This is a genomic window from Parviterribacter kavangonensis, from assembly GCF_056863335.1.
In genome coordinates this window covers 2,448,845-2,463,712 of sequence record NZ_JBXPJA010000001.1, presented here as the reverse complement: position 1 = coordinate 2,463,712, position 14,868 = coordinate 2,448,845, and the positions used below count along the sequence as shown (strand labels likewise).

Sequence of the window (14,868 nt, the reverse complement as noted above, 5' to 3'; positions counted from 1 at the left end):
CTGCGGTGCCATGGGCAAGGTCGTCGAGCTGGACCGCAAGCGGCCGAAGGGGAAGGGCGAGTCGACGCGCCGCCGGCAGCGGCGCTCGAAGACCGCGCTGGTCCTCGGCGGCGGCGGCTTCACGGGCGCCGTCTACGAGATCGGGGCGCTCCGGGCGCTCGACCTCCTCTCGGTCAACAAGACGGTCAACCAGTTCGACGTCTACGTCGGCACCTCGGCCGGCTCGTTCGTCGCCTCGCTCGCCGCCAACGGCGTCTCGCCCGAGGAGATGATGCGCGTCGTCAACCAGCAGGTGCCGACGCCGTTCAAGGACATCGACCTCGGCACGCTGCTGCGTCCGAACTACGTCGAGTACGCCAAGCAGGGGCTCACGCTGCCGCTCAAGCTGCTCTCGATGGCCCGCGACCTGGCGCCGCAGCTCGGCCAGGTGTCGCTCATGGACGTGGTGCTCGGGCTCGGCGAAGCGCTGCCGTCCGGCATCTACAGCGGCGGGGGGATGGAGCGCTACCTGCGCCAGGTCCTGTCCGACCCCGACCGCTCCGACGACTTCCGCGTGCTGGAGCCCGAGCTCTACCTCGTCGCGACCGACCTCGACACGTGCGAGCGGATCGTCTTCGGCCAGGAGGGCTGGGACGACGTGCCGATCTCGACGGCGGTCCGCGCATCGACCGCGCTGCCGATGGTCTACGCGCCCGCCGAGGTCAAGGGCCGCGAGCTCGTCGACGGCGGCATCGTCTCGACGACGAACATCGACGTCGCGGTCGAGGCGGGGGCGAAGTTCATCGTCGTCGTCAACCCGCTGGTCCCGTTCGTCAACGACTTCTCGAAGCGCACCGGCGGCATGTTCGGATCGCGGCCGCGGCGCGTCTCCGACATGGGGCTGCCGCAGATCGGCTACCAGACGTTCAAGCTCATGGCCTACCAGCGCCTGCACGAGATGGCGCGCAGCTGGGAGGCGCGGTACCCCGGCGTCGACATCGTGCTCATCGAGCCCGAGCCGAACGACGAGCTGATGTTCCAGACGTCGATCATGAACTACACGAAGCGCGTGCAGATCGCCAAGCACGGCTTCCAGTCGGTGACGCTGAAGCTCGCGTCGGACTACGAGAGCTTCCAGGAGGTCTGCGAGCGCCACGGCATCCAGATCTCGGCCACCCGCGTGCGCAAGGTCGTCAAGCACTTCGCCGTCGAGCGCGAGAAGACGCGCGCCTGGCGCAAGATCCTCGAGCAGACCACCGGCGCTCTGCTGCGGCAGAGCGCGTCGGAGTAGCGCCCGCTCAGCGGCCGGCGGGAACGCGGACCGCGGGCGACGCCGGGCCGGGCGTCTCGCCGCCGTCGTTCGCCGCGACCGCGCGGCACTGGAGGTTGCGGCCCGCCGCGCTCGACGTCACGCGCACGCTGCGGCCCGTGGCGACGAGCACGCCGTTCAGGCCCCAGCGGTAGGTGATCCGGTCGACCGGGTTGCGCCACTCGGGCGGCTGGCAGGTCACGACCGCGCCGGGCCGCACGTCGCCGATGATCTGGGGCCGGCCGAGCGCCTGCGGCGCCCACACCGGGCCGGCAGCGTCGATGAACGAGCGCATGGCCGCGACGCGGGTGAAGACGGTCGGCTCGTGCAGCGCGCCGCACGAGATGCCGAAGCTGACGATGCCGACCTGGACGTCGCCGCCGATCACGAGCGGGCCGCCGCTGTCGCCGAGGCACGGCGACGTGTTCGGCCGCCGCTTGAGCTTCGCGCTCCGCGCGCACAGCATCGAGCCGCTGCGGTAGGTCTGGTCGCGCCCGTAGATGCGCCTGCAGGTCGTCGACGGGAGGATCCGCAGACGGCCGCGGCGCAGCCCCGTCGCCAGCGGCGCGTTGCGCAGGTCCGTGCGCGTCACGCCCCAGCCGATGACGTCGGCGAGCTTGCCGCCGGAGAAGAGCGGCGTCTGCCCGCGCGTGGCCAGCTTCACCGGCGTGATGCCCTCGACCGGCTCCGCGAGGCGGATGACCGCGACGTCGTTCTCCGGCCCGCCGCCCTCCAGCGAGCGGTAGCCGGGATGCGTCGCGACGTCGACCGGCTCGGCCTCGACGCCGTCGTAGCGGTACGTCCCGCGCTGGCGGGCGAAGGCGCCGACGTACACGCGCAGCTCGGTGATCCGCATGTCCTCGACGCAGTGGCCGGCGGTGAGGACGCGGTCGGGCGCGATCAGCGTGCCGCCGCAGCCGCGCGACAGCGCGACCATCCACGGGTAGCGGCCCTTCGGCGCCGCCTGGCCGCCGACGACGGACGCGTGGGCCCGCGGCGGCGCCTTCGCCGATGCCCATTCCCCCGGGAGGGCGATGACGGCCAGCGCGGCGAGGAGCGCGCTAGTGGCCCGACGCGCCATTGCGGCCCGTCCCCTCTTCGGCCGCCAGCTCGAGCGCGCGCAGCAGCCGATCGGCGTGCTGGGGGAGGTGCACCGAGGCGCGGATGAAGTCCGGCTCGCCGATCGCGCCGCCGGGCTGGACGATGACGCTGGCGTGGCGGTCGAGGCGGGCGGTCAGCTCGGCGCCGTCGACGCCGGGGAGCCGCAGCCACAGCACGTTCGCCTGGCTCTCGCCGACCTCGTACGGGGTGCCGCGCAGCTCGGCGACGACGCGCTCGCGCTGCTCGGCCACCTGATGCGCACGGCCGCGCACCTGACCCTCGATCGCCCGCAGCGCCTCGAGCGTGCCCTGCTGGGCGAGGTCGTTGACGCCGAGGTCCGGCTCGAGCTGGGTGAGCAGCGACCCGGCCTCCGGGCTGCCGACCGCGTACCCGCAGCGCAGGCCGGCGAGGCCCCATGCCTTCGAGAACGACCGGAACACGAGCAGGCGGTCGTGGCGCTCGAGCAGCGCGAGGGTCGCGTCGACGGGCTGTGCGGTCACGTAGTCGACGAGCGCCTCGTCGACGAGCGTCACGACGCGCTCGGGCAGCCGGTCGAGCAGCGACGCCATCTCGTCGGCGCCGATCAGCTCGCCCGTCGGGTCGTTCGGGTTGCACAGCACCACGAGCCGGGTGCGGTCGTTGACCGCGCGCAGCACCGCCTCGACCGAGAAGCCCGGCACGGGAACGGGGTGGCCGTGCGACCGGCGGGCCATGATCGGATAGAGCGAGTACGACGGCCACGGCGTGACGAGCTCGTCGCCGGGCTCCATCAGCGCGCCCGCCGCGGCATCGAGCAGCTGCGCCGCGCCGTTGCCGACCACGATCTGGTCGGGGGCGACGCCGTGCCGGTCGGCGATCTCGCGCCGCAGCGCGCCCGCGCGCGGGTCGACGTAGCGGTGCAGTCCCTTGCGCGCCGCGTACGTGATGGCGTTGACGATGTAGTGGTGCGGCAGGCCCGGCCACGTCGTGCGCGAGAGGTCGAGCGGCTCTACGCGCTCGAGCTCGCGCTGCTTGCGCTCGTCGGCCTGCTCGCGCAGCTGGCGGCCCACCTCCTCCTGCGAGAGCCCCTGGAACTGCCGGTAGTAGTCGAGCAGGCCCACCGGGTCCTACGAACCCGACGGAGCGAACGTCGGACCGAGGCCGGCGATGAAGATGAGCCAGATCGTGAACGCGGTGGCGCCGATGATCGCCGCGACGGCGAAGACGGGACCGATGATGCCGGTGCGCTGATCGTGGCCGCCGGCGCGGCGCACGAGGATCCAGAACTGATCGAGCCGCTTCACGAGCGACAGCACCGCCATCATCGTCAGGATCATCCCGACGAAGGCGATGAAGATCGCCATGAAGACCGAGCCCGTCTCGTAGTTGATGCGCCCGCAGATCCACAGCCACGCCAGCGGGATCGGGCCCCAGCACGACGCGGCGACGATCACCATCACGACGGCGATGAGCCATGCGACCAGCGTGTCGACGACACGCTGGCCACCGCTCTCGCGCCGTTCCGGGGCCGCGCCGTAGTGAACCGGAGCCGTGCCGGGCCTGCGGCCGACGAAGAGGCCGCCGTTGTCGGTCGGATCCGTCCGCATCGGGGCTCAGGGTACCCGTGTGGGCCCCGCGGCCTGCGCGGTTCGATCAGCCGGTGTACAGCTGATCGAACAGCTCCGCGTACTTCTCGTTGACGACGTTGCGCTTGACCTTGAGCGTCGGGGTCAGCTCACCGGTCTCCTGGGAGAGGTCGTGATCGAGGATCACGAACTTCTTGACCTGCTCCACCTGGGCGAGCCGCCTGTTCGCGCGGTCGACCTCGGCCTGGATCAGCTCGCGCACCTTCGGCTCGTCCACCAGCGCCTTGATGTCCTTCGGCAGGCCCTGCTGCTCGGCCCACGGGAGGATCTCCTCCTCGTCGAGCGTGACGAGCGCGACGGGGAACGGCCGGCGGTCGCCGTGCATGACGCACTGCGACACCCAGCGCGACTGCTTGAGGTCGTTCTCGAAGTTCGCCGGCGTCAGGTTCTTGCCGCCCGCGGTGATGATGATGTCCTTCTTGCGGCCGGTGATCGAGAGGTAGCCCTCGTCGTCGAGCGACCCGAGGTCGCCCGTGTGCAGCCACCCGTCCTCGACCGCGCCGAACGACGCGTCCGCGTTCTTGTAGTAGCCCTTGAAGATGTTCGGGCCCTTGATGAGGATCTCGCCGTCGTCGGCGATCTTGATCTCCACGCCGGGCAGGGCCTTGCCGACCGTGCCGAACTTGTGCGCGTCCGGCCGCGACGTCGTCGCCGCCGTCGAGGTCTCGGTCATGCCGTAGCCCTCGAGCACCGGGATCCCGCAGCCCCAGAAGAACTCGAGGATCTCGGGGGCGATCGGCGCCGCGCCCGTCGTGGCCTCGCGCAGGCGCCCGCCGAACAGGTTCTGCACGAACTGGGCGACGGGAGCGAGCGGCTCCCACTGCTTCTGCAGGTCCTCGGGGATCGGCTCGCCCGCGACCTCGAGGTCCTTGACCTTCCCGCCGATCTTGCGGATGCCCTCGATCTGCTCGGGCTGCAGGTTGCCCTGCGCCATCGTGAAGAGCTTCTCGAAGATGCGCGGCACCGACGGCAGGTACGTCGGCTTGACCTCGGAGAGCTCCGGGATGATCGCCTTCGTGTCGCCGCCGAAGTACGCGATCGGCGCGCCGGTGTCGAACGACGCCAGCTGGATGAGCAGCGCGAACGCGTGGGCGAGGGGGAGGAACAGGTAGGTGAGATCGCCCTCCTCGCCCAGCAGCCCCCGCTCGCCGACCGAGTCGACGATCGCGCGGTAGTTGCCGTGGCTGAGGACGCAGCCCTTCGGCGGCCCGGTCGTGCCGGACGTGTAGATGAAGGTGAACGGGTCGTCCTTCTTGACGGCCTCGGCGCGCTGGAGCAGCTCGGCGACGTCGCGACCGCGCCCGCGCTCGCGGACCTCGTCGAGGCTGATCGCGTCGGCCGTGTCGCCGCTGGGGTCGATGACGATGACGTGCTCGAGCTGCGGCAGCTCGCCGCGGACCTCGACGACCTTCGCCACCTGCGAGGCGTCCTCGCAGACGATCGCGACGGAGTCGGAGTTGCCCGCGACCCACTGGCACTCCTCGGGGGAGTTCGTCGGGTAGATCGGGACGACCACCGCGCCGGCGGTCGAGATCCCGAAGTCCGCGTACGTCCACTCGGGCCGGGTGTTGCACAGCAGCGACACGCGGTCGCCCGGCTGGATGCCGAGGTCGATCAGCCCGCGGCCGATCTCGAACACGATCTCGCCGACCTCGCGGAACGTGACGTCCTTCCACTCGCCGCTGGCGGGGTCCTTGTGCTTGACCGCGACCTTGTCGGCGTAGCGCTCGGCCGCCTTCGGCAGCAGATCGGCGATCGTCGTCGAGCCGGTCGACTGACGCGTCTCCGGCGCTGTGCTGGCCTCCATGGATCTCCTCTCCTCCTCGTAACCCGGGTGTTCCGGGCCCCTCGAGGGGCGAGTCTAAGCGCCGCGGGGCGCCGTGTGGAGCGGAGGGGGTGCGAACCGGTCCGGTGTGGTGCGGCGGAAGCGCCGCACCAGGGACCCGGTCTCGTTCAGCCGTCGGTGGCTAGACCTTGAGCGGCACTTCGACTGTGTCGGCCTCGCGCAAGCTCGCGAGGAAGAGGGTCTTGTCGATGCGTCCCTGGAAGATGGGCACCCCGAGTTTCATGCACTTCGCGATGACGTCCCGGCGCTCCAGACCGGACTCGCGGGCGAGCTCCGTCGGGGTGAGGTGATTTGCCATTGGTGTGGCCCCTCCTCAGGGTCGTTTGCGACGTTGCGCACATGTTACGGATCTTCCGGACGAAGTCGAGTGCGTTCGCTCCGCGAGCCCGGAAGGACCGGGAAGCAACGGTCAGATCGGGTTCGGATCCGGGAGGAAGACGTGCTCGAGGCCGTGCTGCGCCGCGAGCAGCTCGCCCAGCCGGCGGATCCCGAAGGTCTCCGTGGCGTAGTGGCCGGCCGCGAGGTAGTGGATGCCGCCCTCGCGCGCGACGGCCATGTCTCGCTCGCTCGGCTCGCCCGTCAGGAAGGCGTCGTAGCCGGCCGCGATGGCGTCCGCGAGGTACCCCGAGCCGGCGCCCGAGACGATCGCGATCGAGCGGACCGGATCGGGGCCGAAGGCGAAGTGGAGCGGGTCGCGTTCCGTCACTTCGCGCACGCGCGCGACGAGCTCGTCCGTCGTCAGTCCGTCGCCGGGCAGGCGTCCGGCCCGGCCGATCGCCTGTCCCTTGTGGTCGGCGAAGGGCTCCGTGCTCTCACAGCCCAGCGCGGCGGCGAGCAGGGCGTTGTTGCCGTGCTCGGGATGGCCGTCGAGCGGCAGGTGGTAGGCGGCCAGCGCCATGCCGCTGGCGAAGAGCGGGCGCAGGCGCGCGTACATCGTCCGGTCGATCTGGCGCGGCATCCCCTCCCAGAAGAGACCGTGATGCACCAGAAGGAGGTCGGCGCCCTCGGCGACCGCCCGCTCGATCGTCTCCACGTTCGCGGAGACCGCCGTGGCGACTTTGCGTACCGGCTCCCGTGTTCCGGGTACTTGCAGTCCGTTCGGGCCGAAGTCGGCGAAAGTCGAACCGGCGAGTTGCCGATCAAGGTCTGAGATGATGTCGAGGACGAGCACCTGGGTCTGGTGAACGCTACAGTTCTGTTGGACACGGGCGGCGGTCCATGGGATGTGGACCACCATTTGGGGGAATGAGCCATCGCTACGACGGCGCAGACGGTCCCGTCTCTGAAGCGGGACGCTGAGGACACATCAGATCACGAGCTCGTCGCGGGCGTCCGTTCGGGGGACGACCGCGCCTTCGAGCGGCTCTACACGCGCTACCACCGGCGCATCGCGAGCTACATCCAGGGGATGGTCCACGACCACGCCCGCGCGGAGGACATCACCCAGGACGTCTTCATGTCCGCGCTGCGCCGCATGCGCGAGACGGACCGCCCGATCGCCTTCAAGCCGTGGATCTACGAGATCGCCAAGAACGCGTGCATCGACCAGTTCCGCCGGTCGCGCCGTGCCGAGGAGGTCTCCTACGACGCCGAGGAAGGCCTCGGCTCCGCCGACTACGGCCGGCTCGTGACGAAGGACCCCGCGCCCGAGGTCGCCTTCGAGAACAAGCAGCAGCTCGACCAGCTGCGCGGCGCCTTCGGCGGCCTGTCGGAGACGCACCACCAGATCCTCGTGATGCGCGAGCTCGAGGGTCTCTCGTACCGCGAGATCGGCGAGCGGCTGGACATGACGCGGCCCGCCGTCGAGAGCACCCTCTTCCGCGCGCGCCGGCGGCTGACCGAGGAGTACGAGGAGCTCGTCACCGGCGAGCGCTGCCAGCGCGTCCAGGCGATCATCACCGCGGCCGGCGCCGGGACGCTCGGCGCCCGCGACCGCAAGCGCCTGGCCCGCCACGTCTCCTACTGCCAGCCGTGCCTGCGCCACGCGCGGGTGTCCGGACTCGACAACGAGCTGCTCGTCCATCGCCCGGTGCGCGCGAAGATCGCCGCGCTGCTGCCGCTTCCCGCGTTCCTGCGCAAGCGGTGGGGCGGCGAGGACGCCGTGGCCGCCGGCGGCCCCGACGGGTCGGCGCTCGCCAGCTGGTCGCTGCACGTCGGCTCGGTCGACCCCTCGATGGTCTCCGGCTGGAGCAAGGCCGCCGCGACCGCCGCGACGATCGCGCTGGCCGGGGTCGGCGCGGGCGTCGCGACCCAGGGTCCGGGCAGCATCGCCTCCGCGCTGGGCGGCGGCGCCTCGCTCGCCGAGCGCGTCGGGTCCGACAGCGACGGCACCGAGCAGCGCGCGCAGGGCGCGCGCCAGGTCGCCGCGATCACCGGCGCGTCCGGCCGGATCGCCGGCGGCAGCGGGTCGAGCGGCTCGTCGCTGAGCCGGTCGGCCGGAACGAAGGGCTCGTCAACCTCGAAGAGCGGCACGACGTCCAAGAGCGGCTCCTCGGGCTCCTCCGGGTCCGGCACCGTCGACACGGCCGCCGGCGGCGCCACCGCGACGGTCACCGAGACCGCGGGCTCCGCCACCACGACGAGCACGTCGGGCACCGGCAGCGACGGCAGCGACACCGTCAGCCGGCTGCTCCAGCCGTCCGGCGGCACGAGCGGCAGCGGCTCGACCGGCACGACGAGCGGCGGCAGCGGCGGCGGCATCCAGCTCCCGCAGAGCACCGCGGCGCTCCCGGCGACCGAGGACGTCACCGACGCCGTCAGCGGCGTGACCGACGCGACCGCGACCGACACCTCCAAGGCCACCGAGACCGTCGACTCCACCGTCGACACCGTCACCGACGCGGCCGGCGACCTCCTCGGCGGCGGCTGAGCCGGCGGCACCGGTCTTCCGGCCGCCGCGGCCGCGCCGGATGGTTGAATCCACGGTCGTGCCCGGGGATGACTTCCTCTCGTCGCTGACCGACAGCTCGCTCTACTCGATCGGCGCGTTCTTCGCCGACCAGCACCCCGAGCTCATGGACGACGTCGTCGACCAGAGCGTCGAGATCGAGGAACACGGCCTCGAGCACTGGGCCGGCCGCGAGGGCATCTCGGTCCAATCCGCCTTCCAGACCCTCGTCACCGGCCTCGCCGTCCGGTACTACCGAGCGGTCGCCAGCGAGCCCCCGGACGCTCGATAGACTCCCAGCCGCCTCGGGGCGTGGCGCAGCCTGGTAGCGCGCACCGTTCGGGTCGGTGAGGTCCCCGGTTCAAATCCGGGCGCCCCGATGCTCGTCGTTTCTCGCCGGATCCTGCTGGGCTCGCTATGAGCTCGGGATGGCCTGGCGGCCTATCCCGACTCATGCTCACGAGCAGGACCGGCGATCGAACGACGAGCGATCGGGGCGCGGCGCCCCTCGCTTGGGGCTCGGGCGCGGCTAGCGCCGCGCTCTCCGGGTGATGGTGGGATCCTCGGTCGTCTCCGTGGCGAGTGACCTCTTCGATGTCGTCGTGGTCGGTGGGCGGTGTGCGGGGGCTCCGCTGGCCACGCTGCTTTCTCGGGCGGGGCTGCGCGTTTGTGTGGTGGACAAGGACTCGTTCCCGAGCGACACGCTGTCGACGCATGGGATCCAGGCCGTCGGGGTTGAGGTGCTGCGGCGGGTCGGCGTGCTCGACGAGCTGCTGGCGCTCGCTCCTCCGATGCTGCGGGGCCGGGTGGTCTTCGATGACGGGGAGGTGGTCTTCGACGACGTCGCGTCGATCATCGGCGGCGGGGCGCTGAGCGTGCGGCGGCCCGCGCTCGACGAGGTGCTGCTGAACGCGGCCGCTGCGGCCGGGGCCGAGGTGCGGACGGAGACGCCGGTGACCGGGTTGGTCGTCTCGGACGGGCGGGTCGGCGGGGTGGTGACGGCTGATGGGACGTTGCGAGCGCGGCTGGTGGTTGGTGCGGACGGGAGGCGCTCGGCCGTCGCGCGGATGGTGGGAGCTCGTGAGCACCACTGCACCGGCAACGGCCGCGTGTTCATGTGGACCTACGTCGCCGGCGATCCGTCGGGCGGGGCGCTGTGGTTCGGCAAGCGGGGCGACTACGCGTACCTCGTGATGCCGACCGACGGCGGGTTGACGCTCGTGGCGGCGTGCCCCTCGGTGACGCGCCGCGACGAGATCCGCGCCGACCGGGAGGGCGTGTTCGCGGAGGGCATCCGGGCGTGGCCGGAGCTCGACGCCGCGGTCGACGGGCTCGAGCGCGACGGGCCGCTGCGGACGATGGCGAACCTCGGCGGCTTCTTCCGCCCGTCCGCCGGCCCCGGGTGGGTGCTCGTCGGCGACGCCGGCCACTTCAAGGACCCGACGCCCGGCCAGGGGATCTCGGACGCCCTGCGCCAGGTCGAGGCGCTGGCGCCGGCGATCGGGCGCGGCCTGGCGAACGGCGACGCGGACCGGGTGCTGCACGAGTGGTGGCGCTGGCGCGACGCCGACGCGTGGGAGATGTACTGGTTCGCCCACGACATGGGCGCGGCGGGCGAGACGCCGCCGCTCCTGCGCGCGGTCCAGCGCCGCATGGTCGCCGACCACGACCTCGCCGGCGGCCTCCTGAAGGTCCTGAACCGCGACCTGCCGCCGTCGCAGCTCGTGCCGCCGGACACGCTGGCGAGCGTCCTCGCCGAGGCCCTCCGCGACCGCCGCGGCGAGCGCACCGCGATGCTCCGCGAGGCGCGCGAGGTCGCGGCGAACCAGATCCGCCGCCGGCGAGCCCGCCCTCCTGACCCGTTGTTGCATCCGGTGCGCCGATCGGGCGATGATCGGCGCACCGGAGCCGGCGCGAACGGGAGGACGGACGGGATGGCGACCATCGCGGTCCAGCAGGACGAGCACGCGCAGATCGAGCACGCCAACGCGAGCGGCCGCCCCCCGGTCGTCTTCATCCACGGGCTCTGGCTGCTCCGGTCGAGCTGGGACCGCTGGGCGATGCTGTTCGCCGACGCCGGCTTCGCGCCGGTCACCGCCTCCTGGCCCGGCGATCCCGAGACCGTCGCGCAGGCGAACGCGCACCCCGAGGCGTTCAACGAGCAGAGCGTCGGCAAGGTCGCCGACCACGTCGCCGCGCTCATCGGCCGGCTCGACTCGACGCCGGCCGTGGTCGGGCACTCGTTCGGCGGGCTGCTGGCGCAGATCATCGCCGGCCGCGGGCTCTCCGCGGCGACCGTCGCGATCGACCCGGCGCCGTTCAAGGGCGTGCTGCCGCTGCCGCTCTCGGCGCTGAAGGCCAGCTCACCCGTGCTACGCGACCCGCGCAACCGCACGCGCGCCGTCGCGCTCACGTTCGACCAGTTCCGCTACGCGTTCGCCAACGCGGTGAGCGAGGAGGAGGCGCGCGCGCTCTACGCGGAGTTCGTCGTTCCCGCGCCCGGCCGCCCGCTCTTCCAGGCCGCGTTCGCGAACGTGAAGCCCGGCGGCGAGACGAAGGTCGACACGCAGACGGGCGATCGCGGGCCGCTGCTGCTGATCTCGGGCGAGAAGGACAACACGGTGCCGTGGGCGCTCACGAACGCGGCGTACAAGAAGCAGAAGCGCAACGAGGGCGTGACGGAGATCGACGAGCTGTCGGGCCGCGGGCACGCGCTCGTGATCGACAGCGGCTGGCGCGAGGTCGCCGAACGCGCGCTCTCGTTCATCCAGCGCTTCGTCGCCACCGGCGCCGCCTGAGCCATGGGCTGCCTCCTGGCGCTGCTGGCGCTGATCTCGCCGCGGCTCGTCCTGTTCCTGCTGTGGATCTTCGACGACGTCATCGGGCGCGCGATCGACAGCGCCGCCGTCTCGATCCTCGGGTTCTTCCTGCTGCCGTGGACGACGCTCTCGTACGTCGCGTTCTGGGACTGGGGCTCCGGCCACCACGTCACGACGTTCGAGTGGTTCTTCGTCGTCCTCGCGTTCCTGATCGACGTCGGCTCGTTCTTCGGCGGCGCCGCCCAGCGGCGCGACTAGTCGTCGTCGTCCTCGCCCTCGGCGTTCGGACCCGGCGGCGGGGGCTGTGAGTCCCAGCCGTGGACCGACTTCCACAGCAGCGCGTCGGCGGAGCGCTGCGACATCTGGTCGAGGCCGCTCGGCAGCCGCGCCGAGGCACGCGCGCCCGCACCCGTGGTCGGGTTCGTCTCGAGCAGGTTCGCCTTCGCCGGGATGAACGTGAACGGCTCGGTCGAGTGCGGCGTCGGCTGGAACGCGTCGTACATCGGCACGCCCATCGCGTCCTGGAAGCCGAGCGGCTTCATGCCGAGGATGAGCTCCATCGACCGCAGGACGCTCGGGAAGTCGTACCGCGTGTGCACCACCGCGCCGCGCTTGGTGTACGGCGAGATGACGAACGCCGGGATGCGGTGCGCGTCGACGTGATCGGCGCCGTCCTGGGAGTCGTCCTCGACGACGAAGATCGCCGACGACTTCCAGACGGACGAGTGGGAGATGAGGTCGACGATGCGACCGAGCGCCTCGTCGTTGTCGGCCACCATCGCGCGCGGCGTGTACGCGCCGCCGGTCAGCACGCGCGTGTGGTCGTTCGGCAGCACGAGGTAGTTGAACGACGGCACGCTGTTCGTCGCGATCTGCTGCGTGAACCGCTGCTTGAAGCAGTCGAAGCGCGACTCCGAGGCGAGCGGCGCGCCGGCCGGCGGGGTCGTGTCGAACACGGTCTGGCGGGTGATGATGTCGACGCCGATCGAGCCGGAGTTCGCGTAGCACTGCGTCCCGATCCCCGGCTGGATGTCGGAGTTGGCGAACTTCTCGGTGACCGCCTGCTGGTCGGCGGCGTTGCGGTCCTTGTCGGGCAGCGGGATGTTCCCCGCGACCGCCTCGCCGTAGTTGAAGTAGCTGATGTCCTGGCGGCCGGCCTGGTCGAACAGGAACCCGTTCATCGGCCACGCCACCGCGTACACCGGCATGTCGTACGGGCGCCCGCGGCCGGCGTAGTTCTGCCACCACGTGCGGTTGACGTAGTCCGGCACGGTGCCGGCGCTCGTCCAGAAGTGGCCGTCGATCGACGCCTCGGAGTTCGCGTAGAGGTGGTCGAGCAGCGGGAAGCGCTCGACGAGCGCATGCTGGTTCGGCGTGATGTCCTTGCCGAACAGCGTCAGCTTCGGATCGCCGTCGCCGCGCGGGTCGTCGCCGAGGATCTGGTCGTAGGTGCGGTTCTCCTTGACGACGTAGAAGACGTGCTTGATCGGCCCGTCCGCGCGCAGCGGCGTGCCGGGCGGAGCGTCCTGCGCGTTGCGCGGCTTGACCTGGCCGTCGGCGGTCGGCGTGAGCTTCGCGATCTGCGCGTCGGTCGGCATGGCTCCGATGCCCGCGGCGCCGTTGACCTGCAGCGGCAGGTACTGCGTCGAGCCGATCGCGTCGTCGGAGTCGGTCGGCTGGTCGGGGCGCGGGCCGTCCGGGTTCGGCCCGGTGCCGAGCGCCTTCGCCGACACGTAGAGCAGCTTGCCGCCGGCCGTCGCGGTGACGGCCATGGGCTGCGACGCCGTCGGGATCGCTCCCACACGCGCGTAGTCGGTGCCCCCGCCGGCGCCCAGCCCGCCGCACGGCGTGAACTGGGGGAGCACGCGGCGGGCGGAGCGCAGGTCGCGCTTGAAGCGGCGCTCGACCGCTCGTCGGCGCTTCTTCGTCCTCGCCTTGCGGAGCGAGGTCGCGCGTCGTTGGAGCGCGTTGAGGACGCCGCGGACGTACCGGCGTTCCTGCGCCTTCGTCGCGCCGGCGCAGGCCTCGCGGGTGGGGCCGTAGAGGAGCGTGCGCTTGAGCTTGCGCTCCGTCCGTGTGTAGGCGCGCCGGGCGGCGCGGCGCTGCCTGGCGGTGCTCGCCCGGCCGAGGCGGCGCTTCAGCGTCCGGCGCGCCTTCGCGTGGCGGCTGCGGTAGCGCGTGACCGACTTGACCGACCGCGGGCGGACGACGCGCTTGGTCGCGACGCCGGCGGTGGGCGGATGGCCGGGGAGCGCGAAGACGGCGATCTCGTCGGCTCCCGACTCGGCGACGAGCAGCCGCGCGCCGTCGGGCGTCACCGCGACGTCGACGGGGGAGGTGCCGAGGCCCTCGGGGCGCTCGACGCTGAGCGTCCTGGCCACGGCGAGCTTGGCGGTGTCCACCACGACGACCTGGTCGGAGTTGGCGAGCGGGACGTACGCGCGCGGCTGCTTCGGGTCGAGCGTGATCGCCTCGGGGTGGGAGAGGTGGGGGCCGACGGTGATGTCCTTCGTCTTGCTCGCTCCCGCCAGGTCGACGACCGAGATCGTCGAGGCGGCCTCGTTGGAGACCAGGCCGGTCTTGCCGTCGGGCAGGATCGCCGCGCCGTTCGGGTACGAGCCCGTCGGCACGTACCGGACGCCGTTCGTCTTCGTGTCGATGATCGCGGCGGCGTCGGCGAGGTTGAGCGCGACGAGCAGCGTCCCGCCGTCCTTGGAGATCGCGAGGTTCTCGGGCCACGACAGGCGCTTCGTGTTCGGCGGGAAGTCCTGCGCCGGCTGAGCGGTCGAGGGCACCGGGACGTCGATCGTCCGGTCGCGGGTCGCCTGGCCGGAGGCTGCGTCGTAGCGGAAGACGTGGATCGTGTCGCCCGCGAGCCCCGGGGTGTCCTTCGGCGCATGCTGGTCTGCGTGGCTGGAGTCGGCGACGCCCGAGACGTAGGCGACCGGCTGCGACGGGTCCATCGCGATGCCGCCCGATGCGCCCGGCATCGGGATCGTCTGGATGACCGCGCCGGAGGCGACGTCGACGATGCGGACGTCGTTGAGCCCGCGGCCCGTCGAGACCGTCCAGTAGAACCGGCCGTCGGGCGTGGCGGCGCCGCCCGTCGGGAAGTTCCCGAGTCCCGTGAGCTTGCCGTAGGGCGTGAGCTTGCGGCCGTTGACCGTCGTGCGCAGCGCCGGCCCGACGTCGTTGCTCGTGTCGATCGCTCCGATGGCGACCGCGGTGCCCAGCGTCACGAGGAGGACGAGGCCGGCAGCGAGGAAGCGGCGACCGGCACCGCGGAAGGGGCTCATGGAGCG

General features: G+C 71.9%; 12 protein-coding genes, 1 tRNA gene and 1 pseudogene. 7 read left to right on the top strand and 7 right to left on the bottom strand.

Annotated elements, in window-relative coordinates:
• Positions 1–10: 10 nt before the first annotated feature.
• Complete coding sequence (locus tag AC1UE4_RS12580) at positions 11–1,270, top strand: patatin-like phospholipase family protein (protein ID WP_482917572.1); 1,260 nt, start codon at positions 11–13, stop codon at positions 1,268–1,270.
• Positions 1,271–1,277: 7 nt separating this feature from the next.
• On the opposite strand, the gene AC1UE4_RS12575 is transcribed toward AC1UE4_RS12580, so the two are convergent.
• The 6 genes from AC1UE4_RS12575 to AC1UE4_RS12550 form a co-directional block, all read right to left on the bottom strand.
• Entirely contained in the window at positions 1,278–2,369 is a 1,092-nt protein-coding gene (locus AC1UE4_RS12575; protein ID WP_482917571.1) for a S1 family peptidase, read from the bottom strand.
• Positions 2,350–3,489, bottom strand: a complete 1,140-nt coding sequence (locus tag AC1UE4_RS12570) for a pyridoxal phosphate-dependent aminotransferase (protein ID WP_482917570.1) — start codon at positions 3,487–3,489, stop codon at positions 2,350–2,352. The genes AC1UE4_RS12575 and AC1UE4_RS12570 overlap by 20 nt, the downstream gene beginning before the upstream one ends.
• A 6-nt stretch (positions 3,490–3,495) precedes the next feature.
• Positions 3,496–3,975: a hypothetical protein gene (locus AC1UE4_RS12565; protein WP_482917569.1), complete on the bottom strand. Its 480-nt coding sequence runs from the start codon at positions 3,973–3,975 to the stop codon at positions 3,496–3,498.
• Between the two features lie 46 nt (positions 3,976–4,021).
• Positions 4,022–5,821, bottom strand: coding sequence for an AMP-dependent synthetase/ligase (locus tag AC1UE4_RS12560; RefSeq protein ID WP_482917568.1), 1,800 nt, complete (start codon positions 5,819–5,821; stop codon positions 4,022–4,024).
• A gap of 160 nt (positions 5,822–5,981) precedes the next feature.
• A complete protein-coding gene (locus AC1UE4_RS12555; protein ID WP_482917567.1) occupies positions 5,982–6,158 on the bottom strand; it encodes a hypothetical protein in 177 nt (58 codons plus the stop codon).
• A 111-nt stretch (positions 6,159–6,269) separates the two neighbouring features.
• Positions 6,270–7,031 (bottom strand): Nif3-like dinuclear metal center hexameric protein, encoded by a 762-nt coding sequence (locus AC1UE4_RS12550; RefSeq protein ID WP_482917566.1) that lies wholly within the window; start codon positions 7,029–7,031, stop codon positions 6,270–6,272.
• Between the two features lie 81 nt (positions 7,032–7,112).
• Between AC1UE4_RS12550 and AC1UE4_RS12545 the strand changes: the two genes are divergently transcribed.
• The 6 genes and pseudogenes from AC1UE4_RS12545 to AC1UE4_RS12520 all read left to right on the top strand — a co-directional run bounded on the left by AC1UE4_RS12545 (position 7,113) and on the right by AC1UE4_RS12520 (position 11,824).
• Positions 7,113–8,729, top strand: coding sequence for an RNA polymerase sigma factor (locus tag AC1UE4_RS12545; RefSeq protein WP_482918238.1), 1,617 nt, complete (start codon positions 7,113–7,115; stop codon positions 8,727–8,729).
• Positions 8,730–8,787: 58 nt separating this feature from the next.
• Entirely contained in the window at positions 8,788–9,039 is a 252-nt protein-coding gene (locus tag AC1UE4_RS12540; RefSeq protein WP_482917565.1) for a hypothetical protein, read from the top strand.
• Positions 9,040–9,053: 14 nt separating this feature from the next.
• Positions 9,054–9,127: transfer RNA gene (locus AC1UE4_RS12535), tRNA-Pro, on the top strand.
• A gap of 171 nt (positions 9,128–9,298) precedes the next feature.
• Positions 9,299–10,276, top strand: a pseudogene (locus tag AC1UE4_RS12530) (NAD(P)/FAD-dependent oxidoreductase); the annotation flags it as partial.
• Between the two features lie 405 nt (positions 10,277–10,681).
• Positions 10,682–11,545, top strand: a complete 864-nt coding sequence (locus AC1UE4_RS12525; RefSeq protein ID WP_482918237.1) for an alpha/beta hydrolase — start codon at positions 10,682–10,684, stop codon at positions 11,543–11,545.
• A gap of 3 nt (positions 11,546–11,548) precedes the next feature.
• On the top strand, positions 11,549–11,824 hold the full coding sequence (locus AC1UE4_RS12520; protein WP_482917564.1) for a hypothetical protein: 276 nt from the start codon (positions 11,549–11,551) through the stop codon (positions 11,822–11,824).
• On the opposite strand, the gene AC1UE4_RS12515 is transcribed toward AC1UE4_RS12520, so the two are convergent.
• Complete coding sequence (locus tag AC1UE4_RS12515) at positions 11,821–14,862, bottom strand: bifunctional YncE family protein/alkaline phosphatase family protein (RefSeq protein ID WP_482917563.1); 3,042 nt, start codon at positions 14,860–14,862, stop codon at positions 11,821–11,823. The two genes, AC1UE4_RS12520 and AC1UE4_RS12515, sit on opposite strands and share 4 nt — an antisense overlap.
• Positions 14,863–14,868 lie beyond the last annotated feature (6 nt).